This is a genomic window from Herbiconiux sp. A18JL235 (assembly GCF_040939305.1).
In the GTDB taxonomy this organism is placed as follows: domain Bacteria; phylum Actinomycetota; class Actinomycetes; order Actinomycetales; family Microbacteriaceae; genus Herbiconiux.
Genome location: NZ_CP162511.1, coordinates 3058607 through 3077964, shown reverse-complemented (window position 1 = coordinate 3077964; position 19358 = coordinate 3058607). Strand labels below are relative to the sequence as shown.

Genomic DNA, 19358 nt, shown 5'->3' with positions numbered 1-19358 from the left:
ACCCGACGTACATCAGCGTTGTCTGAGGTGACGCCTGCGATTCCCTCACGCGCATCCCTCGCATACTCTTGACGGGACCGCGGGGGACGGGGACAGGCCATGAGTGAATTCGACCGGCACGACGTGCGACTCGGCGTGCAGCGCCGCACGATCCTGGGCGCGGCGTGGGCGGCACCCGTCGTGGTGGCCGCTGCCGCGGCACCCGCCGCTGCGGCGAGCACCGCGGGCGAAGCGACGCCTGCCTGGTCGGCGAGCACCGCATCCATTCCCTCGACGGGTGTGCGCATGACCACGTCGACGCTCTCGGTGACGAACACCACGACCGGCCCGCTCGACACCGTCGTCGTGAACGTGACTCAGCCGGCCGAGCTCACGGTGAACGTGTCGATCGTCGGGGAGGGGTGGCAGCAGGGTCAGAACGCCGGCTCGCTCGTCATCTTCATCTGGGCGGGAACCCTCGCCCCGGGCGAGACGACGCCGGGGGCCGTGGTCACCTTCTCGACCGCGGAGCTGATGCCGGGTTCGACGACGGTGCTCGCCACGACCTCCCCGTCGCCGCAGGCGCCCGCGGCGCCGCTCGTGGTGGACTGGCCGATCCTGCTCAACAACCCGTCGCAGGCGCAGTGGTCGTGGAACGTCCCCTCGATCGCGCCGGGCGGACAGGCGACTCTCGCCTTCGACCCGGGCCCGATGCAGTTCGGGTCGCCGGCGTCGTTCATCATCCAGCCCACGGGGTCGGGCAGCTTCACGAACGTCTCGTCGACCACGCAGTTCTCGTCGACGAACTTCGGCTCGGTGAACTACTACTACACCGACACCCCGCGGTTGAAGCTGTTCACCATCGCCCGTGCCGACCAACCGACCGGCACGGGCACCCTGCGTCCTTATCTGTCGTACATCAGCGGCGGCTCGCTGCAGCGACTCACCGGGCCCGACCTGCCTGTGGTCTGAGCTCCGACGCCGCATCCGGAGCCGCATCCGACCCGATGCCGGCCACGGGCGTCACGTCGTCTTCGCGCGGCACCCGCCCGCTGCGCTTGATGGTGAGCACCAGCACCGCCCCGAGCAGCATGATGCCGCCGGTGATGTAGAGCGCCACGGTCGCCGAGCCGAGCGAGTCCTTCACCGCGCCGATGAGGTACGGGGCGGCGAAGCCCGCGAGGTTTCCGGTCGAGTTGATGAGCGCGATGCCGCCGGCGAGTGCGGTGCCCGCGAGCATCGAGGTCTGGAAGCTCCAGAAGATCGCCGGGATCGACAGGGCACCCGCGTTGGCGAGCGACAGCCCGATGACGCCGAGGACGGGGTTCGACGTTCCCGCGACGATGCACAGCGCGAAGCCGATCGCCGAGAGCACGAAGGCGGCGGCGATGAACTTCTTGCGCTCGCCCGCGCGGTCGGAGAGGAAGCCGAAGGTCACCATCGACACGATCGCCGCCAGCGACGGGATCGCCGAGATGAAGCCGATGGCGATGGGGCCCGCGAAGCCGAGCTCGCCGACGAGGTTCGGTAGCCAAAAGCTGATGCCGTAGAGCGCGAAGTTGTAGGAGAAGTAGACGGCCGTGAGCATCCAGATCAGCTTGCTCTTGAACACCTGACGCAGCGGCGTGTGGCCGCCGGCCGGCGCCTCGGCGGCGAGCAGCGCGCCCAGGCGGTCCTTCTCGACGGGCTTCAGCCACTTCACGGTGCGGTAGTCCTCCTGCAGCACGAACAGGATGACGATGCCGAGCAGCACGGTGGGGATGGCCTCGATGAAGAACAGCCACTGCCAGCCGGCGTGCCCGCCGATGCCGTCCATGTTGGCGAGGATGACGCCCGAGACGGGGCCGCCGATGAGGCCGGAGGAGGCGAGGGCGATGTAGAAGATGCCCCAGGCACGGCCGCGGCGGCTCGGCGGGAACCACGACGCCATGTAGAACAGGATGCCGGGGATGAAGCCCGCCTCGGCCACACCGAGCAGGAACCGCAGCAGGTAGAACAGCCACTCGCTGTTCACGAAGAACATGAGCCCGGAGATGATGCCCCAGGTGATCATGATGCGGGCGATCCACTTGCGGGCGCCGACGCGGGCGAGGATGAGGTTCGAGGGGATCTCGAAGATGAAGTACCCCACGAAGAACAGGCCGGCACCGAGGCCGTAGACGGCGTAGGAGAAGCCGAGGTCGGCGCTCATCGTCTCCTGCGCGTAGCCGATGTTCACCCTGTCGAGGTACGACAGGAAGAACCCGAGCATGGCGAGGGGGAGGACGCGCAGCATCACCTTGCGGAAGAGCTTGTCGTCGTTGACAGTGGTCATGGTCAGCTTTCTGTGGTGGGGTTCGGGAGGCTCACGCGGTACACCCGCGCGGCCGTGGCGTGGAACAGCTGGTCGAGCTCGGTGACGGATGCTCCGGCAGCGCCGGTGAGCATCACCTCCATCACATCGTCGAAGGTGGGTGCCGTCAGGGTGGCGACGGGCAGGTTCGAGGCGAACATCGCGCGGTCGAAGCCGAAGGTCTCGAGGGTCTCGCGCACGACCGCGATGTTCGAGTCGCGGTTCCACACGTTGCGGTAGAGGCCGAGCTCCGACACCTTCACGCTGACGTCGGGCAGGGCGGCGAGCCGCCGCATCCCGTCGCGCCAGACGGCGAGGCCCTCGTCGCTACGGTCGAGCGGCAGGCCGCAGTGGTTGACGACGACCCGAAGACCCGGGATGCCTGCCAGCACGTCGGCTGCCTCGGCGAGGTGGTAGAACGGCACGCGCAGGTCGTACGAGAACCCGTGCTCCGGCAGCTTCCGCAGCCCCGCGGCCCAGCGCTCGTCCTGCAGCGACCCGGGTCGGCCCGCGACCGCGCCCGCCCGCGCGCCCGCGGCGTGGGAGGCGATGACGGGCTTCGACCGGATGCCCCTGACCAGCGGATGCGCGGCATGCCCCGCGAGCACCTCGTCGAGGTCGTCGCTCAAGAACGAGGCGTGGGCGACGACGGCCGCCGGAAAGCAGGGGTCTTCGTCGTGAAGCGACCCGAGGAACTCGTCTTCGGCCACCTCTTCGTCACGCGCGCGTTCTGCCTCGCAGTGCACGGTGCCGACGACGTTCCAGCCGCGGGTCGCCTCGAGGTACTGCTCGCGCAGGAAGGTGTGGCGCATGGCGTTGTAGTCGCCGAGGAAGAAGTCGGGGTTGTACTCGTGCTGGATCCAGGGCCAGCTGCCCTCGCTCTCGAGGTTCCAGAAGTGGTGGTGGGCGTCGAGGATGCGGAGGTCGTAGCCCTCGGGGAGAAGCTCGCGCTGGAGGGTCTCGGCGTTCACAGCGCGAACCCCTGGGTGAAGGCGCCGAGCGCCCCGGCCGGCATCTCGTCGAGGTCGGCGAGCTCGATCAGCTCGCCCTCGGCGACGTCGCGCGTGAGCGCCGCGCCGCTCAGCAGGTAGTAGGGAGCGACCCCGGCCGCGACCTCGCGGTCGACGATCGCCGTAGCGACCCCGGCGATCTCGTGGTGATGCCCCTCGACCCGGAACCGCGTGCCCGCGGACAGCGGTGCCGCGGCGCGCGCGGCGAGCACGGTGTGCTGCCGGGGCGTGCGCGCCGGCGCGGTGCCGTCGAACGCGTCGAGCACCGTCAGAACGGTCTCGACCCCCATCGCGTGATACGGCCAGTAGAGGCAGGCGTACTCGCCCGAGCGTGAGACGATGTGCCCCTTGCCGCGCAGCAATTGCCACGTGACGGGGTCGTTCGTGCGCACGACGGCGAACACACCGCCGGCGAAGCTGGCCTCGCCCGGGAGGCGGAGCATGGAGAAGACGTCGACGACGCGGTCGCGCATCCGGATCCCCCCGTCGGCACGAGCCGCATAGATGTCGGCGAGCTCGTCGGGGCGGGCGACCGGGTAGTGGAGCGCCTCGACGTCGGCGTGGGCGCCGGAGTAGAGGGAGACGACGGCCATCTCGCAGGAGTCGGCGGCGGCCGAGCGCTTGAGTGCCGAGACGGCGGATGCTCGTGCCGCGAGCGTCGCCGTCACGTCGTCGCCGAGCGTGAGCAGGCCGGGGAGGTCGGGGGTGTCGACGGTCTCGTCGAGCTGGGTGACGGTGCCTGCCGCGGGGTCGAGCACGAGGTCGTACTCGCCCGACTTGCCGAGGGCGACGACCTCGAGGCCGGTGCGCTCCACCCAGTCGAGCAGGCGCAGCAGGTTCGCGGGCTGGTCACCGTCGCCCGGGAGGTAGCGCACGCCGACCGCGGTGGCGGCGGCGGAGAGGCTCACGCCGGCGAGCGACTCGACCTCTTTGCTCACCATCACCACGTGCACGCCGTGCGCGATGGCGGTGGAGGCGTAGTCGTAGCCGGCGTCGATGCGGCCGGTGGCCTCGACGAGCACGTCGATGTCGGCCCAGTCGACGGCGTCGGCGGAGGCGACGAGGGCGGCTCGCTCTCGCGCGTCGACCCCGAACCCGAGCTCGTCGAGCATGGTCGCAACGCCCGCGGTGTCGGGGTCGATCAGCTGGGTCACCACGAGGCGCGGCACCGCGCGCACCTGCGCCAGGAAGGTGCGGCCGAACCCGCCGCGCGCTCCGGTGAGGGCGACGCGCACAGGGGTGCTTGGCTGCGGCGGGTGCACGGGGGAGGTCACCATTGGTCCCATCTGCGCGGCTCGTTCCACGCGGTCGATCTGACGATTGGCCCACCATACACACGATCGCAACAAATTTTCAAACTTTGCAACATCGATTCACATGTGATGAGATGGCGGAGCCGAACCCGTGCATCCGCCATCTCGAAGAGGAGTCCCCTTGCTGCGTCTGGGCGCCATCGCCGACGACTTCACCGGAGCGACCGACCTCGCCACCTCGCTGCGCGAGCGCGGATTCCGGGTCGCGGTGCTGCTGGGTGCCGACGCCTTGAGGTCGGCGACCGACGACCTCGCCGAGCTCGACGCCGTCGTCGTGGCGCTCAAGACCCGCACGATCCCCGCAGCCGACGCCATCGCTCAGTCGCTCGCCGCGCTCCGCGGCCTGGCCGCGCTCGACCCGGAGCAGTACTTCGTGAAGTACTGCTCCACCTTCGACTCCACGCCCGCGGGCAACATCGGGCCCGTGCTCGACGCCGTGCTCGACGAGGTGGGGGAGCGCCGCACCGTCGTCGTCCCCTCCTTTCCCGACAACGGGCGCACCGTCGTGCACGGCGAGTTGTTCGTGAACGGCGAGCCGCTCAGCGACTCCCCGATGCGTCACCACCCGCTCACGCCGATGACCGAGTCGCGGGTGGCGAGCATCCTGCAGCCGCAGACCACGCGCACGATCGGCGAGGTGCCGGTCGAGGTGGTGCGGCAGGGCCCGGATGCGGTGCGTGCGGCCCTCGACGCCTCCTCCGCCGCGTACCTCGTCGTCGACGCCACCACCAACGCCGAGCTCCAGACCGTGCAGGCGGCGACCCGCGACTGGCGCGTGCTCTCCGGCAGCGCCGGGCTGGCGTTCGGGATGCGCGGAGAGCACGACCCCGCCTCGCAGCGCTTCGACGCGCCGGCGGGCCGGCGGCTCGTGGTGTGCGGAAGTGCCTCGGCGAAGACGCGGGCGCAGATCGCCCACGCGCTTGCCTCCGGCGCAGCGGGCTTCAAGCTCGACGTCGACCGGGCGATCGCGGCACCGGATGCCGTCGTGGGCGAGGTGGCTGAGTGGCTCGCCGGGCTCGCGGAGGAGGCCGTGCCGGTCGTGTACTCCGTGGCGACGCTCGACGACATCCGGGCCGGTGAGGCCGCCGCGGGGCCCACGGCTGCCGAGGCCGTGGAGGCCGTGCTCTCGCGCGTGGTGGTCGAGGCGGTCGAGCGTCTCGGCGTGCGCCGCATCGTGGTGGCGGGCGGCGAGACCTCCGGTGCCGTCGCGACGGCGCTCGGCTGCGCGCGGCTGCTCATCGGCCCGCAGCTCGCTCCCGGTGTCTGCTGGTCGCTCACGCGCACCGGTGAGGCGGGCGGCGGGGCGGGCCGCGCATCCGGAACCGAGGTGGCGCTCGCCCTCAAGTCGGGGAACTTCGGCGCCGACGACCTGTTCATCTCGGCCTGGGAGGCACTGTCGTGACCGACGCATCCGTTCCCGGAGTGACCCTGCTCGATCTGCGCGACACGGTCATCGCGATGGGTGCGCGCATCGCGGCGGCGGGCATCAGCCCGGGCTCGAGCGGCAACCTCAGCGTGAGGAGCGGCGACCTCGTCTACGCGACCGGCACCGGCACCGACCTCGGTCGACTCACCCGCGACGACATCGCGGTGCTCGATCGCTCGGGGGAGCGGCTCGACGGGCCGCGCGCCTCGAAGGAGACCTCGCTGCACCTCGCGTTCTACGCGAAGAACCCGTCGCACACCGCGGTGGTGCACGTGCACTCGCCGCACGCCGTCGCGCTGTCGTGCCTCGAGCCGTGGAGCGAGTTCAGCGCCGTGCCGCCGCTCACCCCGTACTTCGTGATGCGGGTGGGGCAGGCGCCGCTCATCCCGTTCCGGGTTCCCGGCAGCCCCGAGCTCGGCGAGCTCGTCGGCGCTCTCGACTTCCCGTTCCAGGCGGCGGTGCTGTCGAACCACGGGCAGATCACGAGCGGGGTCGACGCGCAGGCCGCGGTGGAGGCCGCGATCGAGCTCGAGGAGGCGTGCCGCATCGCGCTGCTCACCGAGGGTCGCCCGCGGCGGGTTCTGCCGCCCGCCGATGTGGTGGCGCTGAGCGAGAAGTGGGGCACGCCGTGGTCGACCGCGGTCGCGCCGGGCACGCCCTAAGCTGGTCGCGTCGACAAGGAGGTGCCGTGTCCGATTCGGATGAGACGCCGTTGATCCCCGATCAGCGGCGCGAGCTGATCGTGAAGCACCTCAGGCGCGAGTCGGTGATGAGCTACCACCAGCTCACGGCGCTGCTCGGGGTGAGTCAGATGACCATCCGTCGCGACATCGCCGCGCTCGAGGCGGCCGGCCGGGTGCTGGCGACGCCCGGTGGGGCGAAGATCTCGTCGAGGCTGTCGGTCGAGCCGTCGCGACTGGAGAAGTCGACCCAGGATCTCATCGAGAAGGATGCGATGGCCCGCGAGGCCGCCCGGCTGGTGAGCGACGGGATGACCGTCTTCCTCGATGCCGGCACGACCATCCAGGCCATGCGCCCCTACCTCGACGGGGTCGCCGACCTCACCGTGGTGTCGAACGACCTCGCCGTGGTGAGCTCGTTCCTCGACCACCCCACGGTCGACATCATCGCCCTCGGCGGCCGGGTCGAGAAGGCCAACCAGTCGACGGTCGGGCGGCTTGCCGCGCTGACGCTGCGGGAGCTGTCGGTGGATGTCGCGTTCCTCTCGTCGAGCTCGTGGGATCTGCAGCGCGGCGTCACCACCCCCGCCGAGTCGAAAGTGGAGCTGAAGAAGGCGGCGCTCGAGGTGGCCTCGGAGGCGGTGCTCGTGGCGGGGGCGTCGAAGTACGGCACCTTCGGCCGCTACCGCATCTTCGGGCTCGACGAGGTCGACGTGGTCATCACCGACACCGCCCTCAGCGACGCCGCCGCCGCGGGCATCCGCGAGCACGGCGCCGCCCTGGTGCTCGCCGACCCGGGCGAGGCGGCCCGCGCCGCCGGCTGAGTAGGGAGAGTCGCGTTGCGGCGACTCGTTGTCAGAGAGCCCCGTCTCCAGGTTCGCCCTCGGGTAACCCGCGACGGACGGAACGCATCGACCGTATCTCTTTCGCTAGTTCAGTGCGAAGTTCCATGAGCAGGATCACGTACCGATCGGGTGTCGCTGCACTGCGTTCTAGGTACCGATTGCAGGCGCGTTTCATCGAGGTCAATGACTTCTCGATCTCTCGTTGTCCGACGGACCTTCGAGTGTTATCTATCTCACGGCGCGCCGACACCACACTGGCTGACACCCGCTCGTAGTCGTCCGACGTCCGGGCATTGGGCACTTCCCATGGATCACTGACCGGATAGAACGCCCGCCGTTCGTTGAGCTGACGAATCAACGCGCTGACCGCCTGGCGTTCGACCCGCCGAAAGCTCACTTTGTAGGTGACGTAGGCGATAGCCCCTGTGAGTGCGGCTGCAATGACAGCCACCAGCACATCGGTCCAAAAGGAGTCCCACACTGCTGCGCCTACTCTGCGCCGCGGCGGACTGATGCTCGAATTGCGTCCGCGTGTTCGTAGATCTCGTCCAAGGACTCGATGGCGACCCTGGTTTCGACCTTCTCTGCGTCGAACAGCCCCAGATATTTTTGCTTCTTACCGTTGAACCACAGGCGAGCGATGGGCTTGCGGTTGTTGTCGTCGAGCAGGATTGCGAAATACGACTTCGCATCTCGATGCACCACACGATGGGGCTTCACCTCCGAGCAGGCGATGGCCTTGACGATCTGGTACCCCTCCAGTTCCTCGAGCGTCGTCTCAACCTCGTCGCTGTTGTGAACGAGGTCTCTTTCGACGACGGCCTGGCTCTCGATGGCGGGTGGTGTGCCGGAGCCGGAGGTCGCCACTGGCAGAGCAGTCGCACCAAGGGCGGTCTTCAACCTGTCATTGACCCGCTCGTTGAGAAACTGACGCGCAGCCTTGGCCACGAGCGACGTGAATTGCGACCGTACTTTCTGTGTGTATGCGCCCTCATACACGCGAGAGGTAAAGAACTTGATCCATTCGTCCGACGGCTCCCTGAACTGCTGGGCAATCTCGCGTTTCAGAGCGCCGACATACTTGAGTTCCTCTGCGGCGCTGATGACGGAGTCGAGATCGAAAACGTCCTTGGTGAGCTTCTTCAACTCGGGAATGGTGGTCTCGTCGATGTCGGAAAGATCAAGAACGAGAAAGGGCTTCTCGTCCATTCGATTTGGGGCATCCAGGTCGGTGTAGAAGTTGTAAACCTCGCCGTTGGTGAGGACGGCGATCCGCGCATTCGTCACAGCGAAGTAGCGGAACAACTGGGACGCATGCTCGATCTTCAGCTGGCCCGTAGCCGTCTTGCACTCGATGAGGATCTGAACCTCGCCCTCGCGCATGATTGCGTAGTCGATCTTCTCTCCACGCTTCACGCCTACATCGGCGGTGAACTCCGGAACGACCTCCAGTGGGTTGAACACGTCGTAGCCGAGAATCGTCGAGATGAATGGCATGACGAAGGCGTTTTTGGTGGCCTCTTCGGTTTGAATTGCTTCACGCTGATTCTGCACCTTGGCCGCCAAAGCGACGAGACGTTCTTCGAACTCCATTGCTCCCCCTTGAACTCTTCACTGACGCTAGTGGACGAGTGTCGATTTTGGGGCAGGCAAGGAACCCCTACTTCGGGGGTGGGGCGGGCCTTGTCAATTGAACCGTGACTCCTCGTCGGGGTGGGGCTCGCGTCGGCTGAACCCATCGAGGTGGCGCCTGAGCGCGGCGGTCGTCGCTTCGACGGCGTCGAGGTCGGCCTCTGACGATGACTCGAATGCCTCTACGAACAGCTCCTGCACCGCGCGGAGGTGGGCAACCGATGCCACCCTGAACCGCGAGGCGCCCTCCGCGGTGAGCGTGACCTCGGCCCCGCGACTGTCGGCAGAGGAGGGCGCGCGCAAGACGAGCCCGCGTTTCTCCATGCGGCCGAGGTGATGCGAGAGTCGGCTGCGTTCCCAACCGACGGTCTCGGCGAGTTTGGAGGAGCGCATCCGCTTCTCGGGTGCCTCCGAGAGGGCGAGCATCACCGAGTAGTCGCCGGCCGACACACCCGACTCAGCCTGCAGTCGCGCGGCCAGCAGCGAGCGGATGCGCGCACCGGCCTCTACGAAATCGCGCCACACCCGGAGGTCGTGCGAGGTGGGCGACGGGCGCCGGCGTGCGGGGCGGGAATTCTCCACGGGTCCTCCTAGTTGACATGTCAATCATGATCGAATTCGGACTCAATTCGTTCGGCGACGTGCCGACGACAAGCGGAGGCGCCGCCACGCCCCGCACCTACACCGACGCCGAGACCGTCCGCCTCCTCGTCGACGAGGCGAAGCACGCCGAACGCGTCGGCCTGGACATCTTCAGCCTCGGCGAGCACTACCGCGAGGGCTACGTCGATTCCGCCACCCCGGTGCTGCTGGCGGGCATCGCGACCGCGACGGAGCGTATCCGTCTCGGCACCGCCGTTACGGTGCTCAGCACCAACGACCCGGTGCGGCTCTACAACGAGTTCTCGACCCTCGACGCCCTCTCGAACGGGCGGGCGCAGCTGGTGCTGGGGCGTGCATCGCAGACCCAGTCGTTCCCCCTGTTCGGCTACAAGCTCGACGACTACGAGACGCTGTTCGAAGAGAAGCTCGAGCTGTTCATGCGGCTGCAGCGGGAGGAGTCGGTGACGTGGGAGGGCACCGTGCGCACCCCGCTCACCGACGTGACGCTGCACCCGCGGATGCGGCCGGGCGGCATCCCGACCTGGATCGGCGTGGGCGGGAGCCCGGAGTCGGTCATCCGGGCGGCGCGGTACGGGCTGCCGCTGCTGCTCGCCATCATCGGCGGTGAGCCCGTGCGCTTCGCGGGGCACGTCGACCTCTACCACCGTGCCCTCACCCAGTTCGGTCAGCCGGCGCAGCCCGTCGGCCAGCACGCCCTCGGCCTCATCGCCGACACGGATGAGGAGGCCGCGGAGACCTGGTGGCGCTCGTGGCAGCCGCTCGTCACGAGCATGGCGCGCGAGCGCGGCTTCTACCCGCCGACGCGCGAGCGCTACGACCTCGAGCTCGAGACCGGTGCGCTGTTCGTGGGGTCGCCCGAGACGGTGGCGCAGAAGATCGTGCGCATGACGCAGTCGCTCGGCATCAGCCGCTTCGACCTCAAGTACGACATCGGCGGCCTGTCGGTGGAGGCGCGGGCACGCACCATCGAGCTGTTCGGCACGGTGGTGGCGCCGCGGGTGCGGGAGCTGCTGGCAGCGTCGGCGGTCGGCGCTGAGCAGTCGATGGATGCGCCAACCCACCCCCTGGCGAAGATCGGCTCCACCCATGCCTGAAACCGCCACCCTCCCCGCCCTCCCCACGATCGGCATCCTCGGCGCCGGCAAGGTCGGCACCGTGCTCAGCCGTCTCCTCCTCGCCGCGGGTTACCGCGTGCTCATAGCGGGATCCGGCAGCCCCTCGAAGATCTCCCTCATTATCGACGTTCTCGCTCCCGGCGCGGTCGCGACGACGGCGGAGGAGGTGGCCCGAGCATCCGACATCGTCATCCTGGCCCTCCCGCTCGGCAAGTACCGCAGCATCCCGGCCGATCTCCTCGCCGGCAAGGTCGTCGTCGACGCGATGAACTACTGGTGGGAGGTCGACGGCCTCCGCGACGACCTCGACGACCCACGCGTGTCGACGAGCGAACTCGTGCAGCGGTTCCTCGCCGAGTCGCGCATTGTGAAGGGGTTCAACCACATGGGCTACCACGACCTCGACGAGGGCCTGCGCCCCGCCGGAGCCGCCGACCGCAAGGCCATCGCCCTCGCCGCCGACGACGCCCCGGCGCTCGCCGCCGTCTCCACCCTCGTCGATGCCGCGGGCTTCGACCCCGTTCCCGTCGGCACCCTTCACGACAGCATCGTGCTCCAGCCCCACGGCCCCCTCTTCGGCGCCAACATCACCGCCCCGGAGGTTCAGGATGCGGTGGCCGGCTTCTGGTCGACCGACCGCGGCGCCGAAGTCGCCGCCGCGAGAGAGGGCAAAAGTTCGACTTGAAGCTGTAGGATAGCCATTACACCCCCGGATACTTCGGTTACCGGTTAGAAGGCCTCAGGCGACTGGGGCCTTCGGAATTTAAGTCCACTTCGGCGGCCGATGGAAGGATCCATTCGAGTCCCGAAGCACCTCGGCAAACTGACTCGCCGCCAGCGCCTCCTCCGTGACGTGGGCCACGAAGTCGGGCTGGGTCTTGATGAGTTCCTTTGAGCTACGAGAACTCGGCGTCGGGAAGATGATGCCGGTGCGAAAGCCATACTCATGCTTCAGCATCCGCATCGTACCGGCGAGGTCTGAGTCGTTCGACAGCATCACGACCATGTCGGCTGAACCGGTGACTGCATCGGCAGTCATCCGAGTGCCAGGGTTTACATCCGACCCTTTCTCTTCGAGCTTGCGCACGGCCGTCATGACCCACCGCCCCGTCGCATGGTCGATCCTCTGCGGGTGCACGGGCATCAACCGCTTGTCGTTCCTGAATGAACCGAGGTGAATCGAGACGGCCGGATGCGCACGAAGGGCTCGTAGATACATCTGCTGACGAACCGGTGACTGCGGGTCGACGAGCAGTCCGGGTCGGAGGTGTGCGGTGAGATAGTGCACATGGTCGACGTGGTGCTCGGGCATGAGTTTCTGACAGAGGCTGACGAGATCCAACCACTTCAGATGCTGTCGCGCCTGAAGGCATCGGCGATACAGGTTGAATCCGTCAACATAGACGCGGACGCTCGGGACGGTGGGCATTCGTCAATTATCGAGCATTCATCATTGTCATGACGCGGTACCGCGCGTCTCTGGAGAGTACTGCGCGCACTCGAGGGCACCGAGTGTTGCGCAGTGCTCCAGATCTTGTACTATGGCGCACGAGTTAAACATTTCACTCAGCAAAGGAGCACAGGGAATGAACGCACGCTGGAGGCGCGGAGCCGCCGCCGTACTCGCAGGCTCGGTGGTGATCACCCTCGCCGCATGCAGCCCGTCGAACGATGACGCGTCCTCCGATGACGCCGCATCGGTCACCTGGTGGGGCTGGGACTTCACCCCCACCAGCGACGCCCTTCTCGAGGCCTTCGAAGCCGAGCACCCCGAGATCGACGTCACGGTGCAGGCCTACAGCTACAACGACTACCTCAACGCTCTCCGCCCCGGACTCACCGGCAACGACGGCCCCGACGTGTTCCAGATCGCCTCGGGAACTCTCCTGGAGAACTACGGCCCGCTCACCCAAGACCTCGGCCCGCTCATCTCGCCCGCCCTCGGCGACGACTGGGCCGATCTGTTCAACGAGACCGCCACCGAGCAGCTGCAGCTCGACGGCAAGCAGGCCGCGCTGCCCTCGGCCCTCGTCGGCTCGGGGCTCATCTATTACAACAACACGCTCGTCGACCAGCTCGGCATCACGGTGCCCACCACGGTTCCGGAGTGGATCGAGACCTGCAAGACCGTCACCGCCGCCGGCTACACCTGCCTGGCCCAGGGCGCGAAAGACGCCTGGGTGAACACCGACGTCTTCCTCTCCCTCGCCAACAGCGCCGAGCCTGGCTACATCTACGACGCCATCGCCGGCGAGAAGCCGTGGACCTCCGACTCGATGACCACAGCGATGGAGGCCTGGAGCTCGCTCTTCACGCAGGGCGTCGCCGGAAGTGGCGCCACCGCCCAGGCGGAGTACCCGGATGCGTTCAACTCCTTCCTCTCGAACGAGGCGGTCTTCATCGCGCTCGGCACGTTCAACACCCCAGGCACCATGACCAAGGCGGGCCTCGAGGTGTCGCAGCAGGGCGTCAGTACGCCGATCGACGGCGTCTTCCTCTCGGCGCCCTTCCCCGCTGCCGACGCCGACTCCGAGCCCACCGCGCTCTTCGGCGGAGCCGCCTCGGGCTGGGCGATCAGCCAGAACGCCAAGAATGCCGAGGCCGCGGCGACCCTGGTCGAGTTCCTCACCGCCGGCGGCGGCCAGGAGCTGATCGGTGCCCAGGGCGGCTTCCCCGCCCTGCTCGACGCTCCCACCCTCACCGACGACGTCGTGGCGCCCGAGCAGGCTGCCGACATCGAGCGGCAGAAGGCCGCGCTCTCCGACCTCGTCGGGTACCGCGAGATCCCCTACCCCGATCTCGCGACAGCCATCGGCCAGGCGCTGTCGGCGGTCGCCGCAGGCACGCAATCGCCTCAGGATGCTCTCGAAGCCATCCAGACCGCCTCGGACGCGGTAGCCCGAGGGTGACGATGCGGCTCCCGGGCGGGTGGCTCACCCCACCCGCCCGGGAACCCGGAAAGCACGAACAGTGAGCAGATCATCGACGGCGCCCAGCGTCGCCAGACCCCGAGGTAGAACGCAGAGCTACCTCTACCTCCTCCCCGCCCTGGTGCTCGTCATCGGCATCGTGCACTACGGCATCATCTCGAACGTCGTCATCTCCACCTGGCAGTGGAACGGGGTCTCGCCGACACACCAGGAGGTCGGCGGTGCGAACTACGCGCGGATGTTCGCCGACCCGGTGTTCTGGCAGTCCCTCGCCAACACCGGCGTCTTCGCCGTGGTGACCGTCTCGGTGCAGCTAGTGCTCGGGTTCCTGCTGGCGGTGCTCGTGCGAACGAGGTCGTTCGGCACCGGGCTGCTGCGTACGCTCCTCTTCGTTCCGGTGGTGCTCTCGGGTGCCATCGTGGCGACCTGCTTCCGCTTTCTGCTGACGCCCGACGGTGGCTTCAATCAGCTCCTGCAGAGCATCGGCTTCGCCGACTTCGACCACCCCTGGCTGGCCTCACCGGGCACGGCATTGCTGTGCATCGCTGCCATCAACATCTGGCAGTTCACGGGCTACAGCTTCGTGATGTACGACGCGGCACTCGGGCAGGTGGACAACTCGGTCATCGAAGCGTCGCGGATGGACGGCGCCTCGACCTTCCGCCTGATGTGGTCGGTGCTCTTCCCCCTCACCCGCGGAACTCACCTCATCCTCATCGTGCTGGGTGTGATCGGGGCGCTCAAGGCCTTCGAGCTGGTGTTCCTCACGACGGGCGGCGGGCCGGGAACCTCGACCGAGTTCCTCTCCACCTACATCTACCGACTCGGCATCCCGCAGTTCGACGCGAGCTACTCGGCGACCCTGTCGGTGGCGCTCGTGGTGCTCGCGCTGGTATTCGCGGCGCTGCAGATCCGCCTCAGCACGAAGAAGGGCTAGCGCCATGTTCAACAAACAGTCCCTGCCCGGCCGAATCCTGAGTCAGCTCCTCGTGCTCGCCGCGCTCGTGGCGTTCGCCATTCCGCTCGTGCTCATCGTCGCCACCTCGCTCGACGGCGGAGGCCTCGGCAACTACCTCGACGTGCTGGCGCGCACGCCGTTCCTCGACTTCATCCGCAACAGTCTTGTCGTGGCCACGGTGACGGTGGTCGCGACGACAGCCCTCGCGCTGCTGGCGGCGTTCTCGTTCGAGACGCTCCGCCCGCGCGGAACCAGGGTGCTGAAGCTGGTGCTGCTGTCGGGGCTCGCGCTTCCGGTGGTCGCCGTGGTCGTGCCGCTGTACGCGCTGATGCAGCAGCTCGAGCTCTTCAACACCTTCTGGGCGGTCATCCTGCCGCTCACCGCGGTGTCGATCCCATTCGGCATCCTGCTCATGGGCAACTACATCGGCGGCCTCCCGCCGGAGATCTACGAGGCGGCCCGCATGGACGGCGCCGGCCCGACCCGCTACTTGGTGAGCGTTCTGCTGCCGCTGTGCCGGCCCATCATCGCCGTCGTGGCGCTGTTCACGTTCCTCGCCGCCTGGAACGAGTACGTGCTGCCGCTCATCTTCCTGCAGAGCACCGGGCTCCAGGTCGCGACGCAGATTCCCAACTACTTCCAGGGCGATCGCCTGATCGAGCTGCCGAAGGTGTTCGCCGCGAACATCCTCATCAGCCTGCCGCTCGTCGCTCTCTACCTTCTACTGCAGCGGCAGTTCCGTCAGGGACTGTCCGGAGGATCCGTCAAATGAACAACGTCCGCCCGAAGGTTCTCGCCTACTACTTCCCCGACTACCATCCCGACCCCGCGAACGAAGCGCGGTACGGAGAGGGATGGACGGAGTGGGACCTGGTGCGCGAGGCGACTCCGCGCTTCCCCGGGCACCAGCAGCCGCGGGTGCCGCTGCGCGGCTACGAGAACGAGGCCGACCCCGAGGTGATGGCCGGTCAGATCGACCTCGCCGCCGACCACGGCATCGACGGCTTCATCTTCGACTGGTACTGGTACGACGGCAAGCCGTACCTGCAGGGTGCCTTGGAAGAGGGATTCCTCAAGGCTGCGAATCGCGACCGGCTCGAGTTCTCGCTGATGTGGGCGAACCATGACTGGCTGGAGGCCTTCCCCTCGGCCTCCCCGACGGTGCCCGACGCGCTCATCTATCCCGGCAGGACGACCCGCGAGCACTTCGATCGAATGGCCGCCTACGTCGTCGAGAACTACTTCAGCCACCCGAATCACACGCTCATCGACGGGCGCCCCCGCTTCTCGGTCTACGAGATCGGCAACCTCATCTCGGCCTTCGGCAGCATCGAGGCAGTACGCGACGCCTTCGACCATTTCGACGCCCTCACCCGAGCCGCGGGCTTCCCTGGGCTCCACCTCGACATCGTCGTCTGGTCGTTCGCCGTGCTCCCCTCCGAGGTCGGACTCACCGACCCGGCCGACATCATCGCGAAGCTCGGCGCCCGTTCGGCGAGCTCCTACGTCTGGGTGCACCACCTCGACCCTGCAGTCGCCTACGACTTCCCGAGCAACCCGTCGTGGGCCGGCGTCGCCCGCCGTGCCTTCGACGAGTACGAGCGCTACCGGGCCGAGCTGCCCATCCCGTTCCACCCGAATGTGACCTGCGGATGGGACCCGTCGCCCCGCTGCGACCCTCGCGTCGCGTACGAACAGGGTCACTATCCGTGGATCCCCGGGTTCGAACCATCACTCGACGCGTTCAGGGAGGGCCTGGCCCTGGCCGCCGAGTTCCAGCGCCGGCACGGCGGGGAGCACCGGGAGGTCACGATCAACGCGTGGAACGAGTGGACGGAGGGCTCCTATCTGTTGCCCGACACCCACAACGGGCTCGCCTACCTCGAGGCGGTGCGCGACGCCTTCCCGCGGGAGCAGGGTGCCCGCCATGTATGACCTGCGAGCGAACGGCCTCGACAACCCCCTCGGCCTCGACCACACGGATGTTCGCCTCACCTGGCGCCATCACCCCACCGACGAGGTGGGTGCCGGAGGCAGCATCCGTCTCGTCGAATCGGGGTTGGAGCAGGAGTTCACCATTCCGATCGCACCCCACCAGCGAGACGCGAAGGTGCCCGCCGATCGTCTGATGCCGGGCCGTTCGTATCGCTGGACGGTGGAGATCGGCTCGGGGCCTGCAGCGACCTCGACGTTCGAGCTGGCGCTCAACGTGGAGTCGTGGAGCGCATCCTGGATCGCTGCGAGCGCGGCGCCGGTCTCCGGCCCCGACGGCGAGCCGTTCGAGGTTCCCGCCGACCGCCTCCCACGCTCCTGGCGCACCATGTACTCCGCTCCTCCCGTGCAGTTCCGCCGCACCGTCGAGCTGGATGCGCGCCCCGACCGCGCGAGGCTCGCCATCTCGGCGCGGGGCATCTACCGCGCGAGCATCAACGGCCGCCCCGTCGGCGACGACGAACTGGCGCCCGGCTGGTCGGACTACCCGACCCGCATCGAGTACCGCGTGCACGACGTCACCGACCACCTGCGTGAAGGCACGAACGTGCTCACCGTCGTGGTGGCCGAGGGGTGGTGGGCCGGGTACACGGGCTACGACACCCGGCAGCAGAGCCGGCTCTACGGCGACCGTCCCGAACTCATCGCGCAACTCGACGCGTGGGGAGACGGGGGACACGTGCAGCTCGTCACCGACGAGCAGTGGCGCTCGTCGACCGGCCGCATCCGCGTCGCCGACCTGCTTATGGGGGAGTACCACGACCCCGCGTTCGACACGAGCGGGTGGGAGACGGCACCGTACGACGACTCGGCCTGGGCGCTCGCCGAGGTCGCCGATCGCGACACCTCGATACTGTGCGGCATCAGCGCGCCGCCCGTGCGGGCCGTCGCCACCGTCGAGCCGGTCGAGATCACGCGGCGCGGCGACCGCACGCTGATCGACTTCGGACAGAACCTCGTGGGCAGGCTCCGCCTGCGGCTCCGCGGGCAGAGCGCCGGAACCGTGGTGCAGCTCCGGCACGCCGAGATGCTCTCGGCCGACGGCGAGATCTACACCGAGAACCTCCGCAGCGCCGAAGCGCGCGACCTCTACATCTGCGCGGGCGAGGTCGACGAGCAGTTCGAGCCGCGCTTCACTCTGCACGGCTTCCGCTACGTCGAGCTGAGCGGCGCGCAAGGCGAGATCGAGGCTGCCGACGTTCGAGCCGTGGTGCTCGCATCCGATCTGCAGCCCACGGGCACCTTCAGCACAGGCTCGGAACTCGTGAACCAGCTGCACTCGAACATCGTCTGGGGGCAGCGCGGCAACTACGTCAGCGTGCCGACCGATTGCCCGCAGCGCGACGAACGCCTCGGCTGGACCGCCGACACGCAGGTGTTCCTGCGCACGGCCGCGTTCAACGCCGATGTCGGCCCCTTCCTGCAGCGCTGGCTCGACGACCTGTACTCGGCTCAGGACTCCAGCGGGCGGGTGCCCGATGTCGCTCCGCGCATCCCGGGCAATCGGCAGTTCGACGAGGCGGCGCCCGGCTGGGGAGACGCCGCTGTGATCGTGCCGTGGGAGCTCTACCGCGAGTACGGCGACCGCGGCCTGCTCGAGGCGAACTACCCGGCGATGCAGAACTGGGTGAGGTGGGTCTCCGAGCACAACGGCGGAGGCCTGTGGAAGAGCTCGTTGGGGAACAACTACGGCGATTGGCTGTCGGTCGACGAGCACACTCCGCACGCGCTGGTGGCTGCGGCGTACCAGATCCACTCGCTCGATCTCGTGGCGCAGAGCGCCGCCGTGCTCGGGCGAGCCGCCGACGAGGCGCGGTATCGAGACGAGGCGAGGGCTCTGCGCGCCCTCTTCGAGGCCGAGTTCGTGGAGGCCGACGGGCGCCTCAGGGGCGACACGCAGAGCGGCTACCTCTTCGCCCTGGCCTGGAACCTGGTGAGCGCCGAGCGCCGCGACGCCCTCGGCCGTCGTCTCGTCGAGAAGATCGAGTCGCGAGGTGCCCGTCTCACCAGCGGATTCCTCGGCATCTCGCTGCTCTGCCCGGTGCTCACCTCGATCGGCCGCGCCGACCTGGCCGTCGACCTGGTGCTGCAGACGGCGTACCCGTCGTGGGGCTACTCCATTCGGCACGGTGCGACGACGATCTGGGAGCGGTGGGACGGCTGGACCGACGACGGTGGCTTCCAGGACGTGCGGATGAACTCCTTCAACCACTACTCGCTCGGCTCCGTCGGCGAATGGTTGTACCGGGCGGTCGGGGGCGTCGACCAGGCCGACGACTCCGTCGCCTACCGGCGCCTGCGCATCCGCCCGGTATTCGACGCCCGGCTCTCGCCGGTCGACGCCACCTTCGAATCGCCGCACGGGCTCGTGCGCGTCTCATGGCAACTCGTGGGCGACAGCGGCACCCTGGCCGTCGAGGTGCCGCCCGGGGCGGAAGCCGAGATCACGCTGCCCGATCGCACCGTCTCCGTCGCGGCGGGAGCTCATTCCTACACGTTCACGCGACCGGATGCGTCGTGAG

Annotated in this window: 18 protein-coding genes; 11 read left to right on the top strand and 7 right to left on the bottom strand. The window is 68.2% G+C overall.

The features are described 5' to 3' along the window. Positions 1-99 precede the first annotated feature (99 nt). Complete coding sequence (locus ABFY20_RS14375) at positions 100-951, top strand: hypothetical protein (protein WP_368496913.1); 852 nt, start codon at positions 100-102, stop codon at positions 949-951. Here ABFY20_RS14375 and ABFY20_RS14370 read toward each other — a convergent pair. From ABFY20_RS14370 to ABFY20_RS14360, 3 genes are read right to left on the bottom strand one after another with little or no spacing between them, the layout of a single operon-like run. Next, the gene (locus ABFY20_RS14370; protein WP_368496912.1) at positions 923-2293 is read right to left on the bottom strand and encodes an MFS transporter; all 1371 of its coding nucleotides are present in this window, start codon (positions 2291-2293) and stop codon (positions 923-925) included. The genes ABFY20_RS14375 and ABFY20_RS14370 overlap by 29 nt on opposite strands. Before the next feature lie 2 nt (positions 2294-2295). Then, entirely contained in the window at positions 2296-3282 is a 987-nt protein-coding gene (locus ABFY20_RS14365; RefSeq protein WP_368496911.1) for an amidohydrolase, read from the bottom strand. Next, entirely contained in the window at positions 3279-4598 is a 1320-nt protein-coding gene (locus tag ABFY20_RS14360) for a homoserine dehydrogenase (protein WP_368496910.1), read from the bottom strand. The genes ABFY20_RS14365 and ABFY20_RS14360 overlap by 4 nt, the downstream gene beginning before the upstream one ends. Positions 4599-4755: 157 nt before the next feature. Here ABFY20_RS14360 and otnK point away from each other — a divergent pair, with 157 nt between their 5' ends. Genes otnK through ABFY20_RS14345 form a run of 3 tightly spaced genes read left to right on the top strand, consistent with a single transcriptional unit; the run spans position 4756 to position 7564 of the window. After that, positions 4756-6036 (top strand): 3-oxo-tetronate kinase, encoded by a 1281-nt coding sequence (gene otnK / locus ABFY20_RS14355; protein WP_368496909.1) that lies wholly within the window; start codon positions 4756-4758, stop codon positions 6034-6036. Then, positions 6033-6722 carry a class II aldolase/adducin family protein gene (locus ABFY20_RS14350; protein WP_368496908.1) on the top strand — a complete coding sequence of 230 codons (690 nt, stop codon included), beginning with the start codon at positions 6033-6035 and terminating at the stop codon, positions 6720-6722. The genes otnK and ABFY20_RS14350 overlap by 4 nt, the downstream gene beginning before the upstream one ends. Before the next feature lie 26 nt (positions 6723-6748). Continuing rightward, positions 6749-7564 carry a DeoR/GlpR family DNA-binding transcription regulator gene (locus ABFY20_RS14345; RefSeq protein ID WP_368496907.1) on the top strand — a complete coding sequence of 272 codons (816 nt, stop codon included), beginning with the start codon at positions 6749-6751 and terminating at the stop codon, positions 7562-7564. A 31-nt stretch (positions 7565-7595) separates the two neighbouring features. Here ABFY20_RS14345 and ABFY20_RS14340 read toward each other — a convergent pair whose 3' ends face one another. From ABFY20_RS14340 to ABFY20_RS14330, 3 genes are all read right to left on the bottom strand, one after another. Then, positions 7596-8066, bottom strand: a complete 471-nt coding sequence (locus ABFY20_RS14340) for a hypothetical protein (RefSeq protein WP_368496906.1) — start codon at positions 8064-8066, stop codon at positions 7596-7598. 8 nt (positions 8067-8074) lie between these two features. Beyond that, on the bottom strand, positions 8075-9178 hold the full coding sequence (locus ABFY20_RS14335) for a type I restriction endonuclease (RefSeq protein ID WP_368496905.1): 1104 nt from the start codon (positions 9176-9178) through the stop codon (positions 8075-8077). Between the two features lie 93 nt (positions 9179-9271). Continuing rightward, on the bottom strand, positions 9272-9799 hold the full coding sequence (locus tag ABFY20_RS14330; RefSeq protein WP_368496904.1) for a MarR family winged helix-turn-helix transcriptional regulator: 528 nt from the start codon (positions 9797-9799) through the stop codon (positions 9272-9274). A 26-nt stretch (positions 9800-9825) separates the two neighbouring features. Between ABFY20_RS14330 and ABFY20_RS14325 the strand changes: the two genes are divergently transcribed. Continuing rightward, on the top strand, positions 9826-10935 hold the full coding sequence (locus ABFY20_RS14325) for an LLM class flavin-dependent oxidoreductase (protein WP_368496903.1): 1110 nt from the start codon (positions 9826-9828) through the stop codon (positions 10933-10935). After that, positions 10928-11641, top strand: coding sequence for an NADPH-dependent F420 reductase (locus tag ABFY20_RS14320; RefSeq protein ID WP_368496902.1), 714 nt, complete (start codon positions 10928-10930; stop codon positions 11639-11641). Before ABFY20_RS14325 ends, ABFY20_RS14320 begins: the two co-directional genes overlap by 8 nt. 78 nt (positions 11642-11719) lie before the next feature. Here ABFY20_RS14320 and ABFY20_RS14315 read toward each other — a convergent pair whose 3' ends face one another. After that, entirely contained in the window at positions 11720-12385 is a 666-nt protein-coding gene (locus tag ABFY20_RS14315) for an NYN domain-containing protein (RefSeq protein ID WP_368496901.1), read from the bottom strand. A gap of 157 nt (positions 12386-12542) precedes the next feature. Here ABFY20_RS14315 and ABFY20_RS14310 point away from each other — a divergent pair, with 157 nt between their 5' ends. The 5 genes from ABFY20_RS14310 (at position 12543) to ABFY20_RS14290 (ending at position 19357) form a co-directional block, all read left to right on the top strand. Continuing rightward, entirely contained in the window at positions 12543-13865 is a 1323-nt protein-coding gene (locus ABFY20_RS14310) for an ABC transporter substrate-binding protein (protein ID WP_368496900.1), read from the top strand. 61 nt (positions 13866-13926) lie between these two features. Beyond that, entirely contained in the window at positions 13927-14823 is an 897-nt protein-coding gene (locus tag ABFY20_RS14305; RefSeq protein ID WP_368496899.1) for a carbohydrate ABC transporter permease, read from the top strand. Positions 14824-14827: 4 nt separating this feature from the next. Then, the gene (locus ABFY20_RS14300) at positions 14828-15616 is read left to right on the top strand and encodes a carbohydrate ABC transporter permease (RefSeq protein ID WP_368496898.1); all 789 of its coding nucleotides are present in this window, start codon (positions 14828-14830) and stop codon (positions 15614-15616) included. Next, positions 15613-16779 carry a glycoside hydrolase family 99-like domain-containing protein gene (locus tag ABFY20_RS14295; protein ID WP_368496897.1) on the top strand — a complete coding sequence of 389 codons (1167 nt, stop codon included), beginning with the start codon at positions 15613-15615 and terminating at the stop codon, positions 16777-16779. Before ABFY20_RS14300 ends, ABFY20_RS14295 begins: the two co-directional genes overlap by 4 nt. Further along, positions 16772-19357, top strand: coding sequence for a family 78 glycoside hydrolase catalytic domain (locus ABFY20_RS14290; protein ID WP_368496896.1), 2586 nt, complete (start codon positions 16772-16774; stop codon positions 19355-19357). Before ABFY20_RS14295 ends, ABFY20_RS14290 begins: the two co-directional genes overlap by 8 nt. The last annotated feature ends 1 nt before the right edge of the window (position 19358 follow it).

Bases quoted from the DNA above. Each gene is read 5' to 3' on its own strand.
- ABFY20_RS14335 (WP_368496905.1), bottom strand. From the start codon at position 9,178: ATGGAGTTCGAAGAACGTCTCGTCGCTTTGGCGGCCAAGGTGCAGAAT.
- ABFY20_RS14325 (WP_368496903.1), top strand. From the start codon at position 9,826: ATGATCGAATTCGGACTCAATTCGTTCGGCGACGTGCCGACGACAAGC.
- ABFY20_RS14315 (WP_368496901.1), bottom strand. From the start codon at position 12,385: ATGCCCACCGTCCCGAGCGTCCGCGTCTATGTTGACGGATTCAACCTG.
- ABFY20_RS14320 (WP_368496902.1), top strand. From the start codon at position 10,928: ATGCCTGAAACCGCCACCCTCCCCGCCCTCCCCACGATCGGCATCCTC.
- ABFY20_RS14375 (WP_368496913.1), top strand. From the start codon at position 100: ATGAGTGAATTCGACCGGCACGACGTGCGACTCGGCGTGCAGCGCCGC.
- ABFY20_RS14360 (WP_368496910.1), bottom strand. From the start codon at position 4,598: ATGGTGACCTCCCCCGTGCACCCGCCGCAGCCAAGCACCCCTGTGCGC.
- ABFY20_RS14300 (WP_368496898.1), top strand. From the start codon at position 14,828: ATGTTCAACAAACAGTCCCTGCCCGGCCGAATCCTGAGTCAGCTCCTC.
- ABFY20_RS14370 (WP_368496912.1), bottom strand. From the start codon at position 2,293: ATGACCACTGTCAACGACGACAAGCTCTTCCGCAAGGTGATGCTGCGC.
- ABFY20_RS14290 (WP_368496896.1), top strand. From the start codon at position 16,772: ATGTATGACCTGCGAGCGAACGGCCTCGACAACCCCCTCGGCCTCGAC.
- ABFY20_RS14295 (WP_368496897.1), top strand. From the start codon at position 15,613: ATGAACAACGTCCGCCCGAAGGTTCTCGCCTACTACTTCCCCGACTAC.
- ABFY20_RS14310 (WP_368496900.1), top strand. From the start codon at position 12,543: ATGAACGCACGCTGGAGGCGCGGAGCCGCCGCCGTACTCGCAGGCTCG.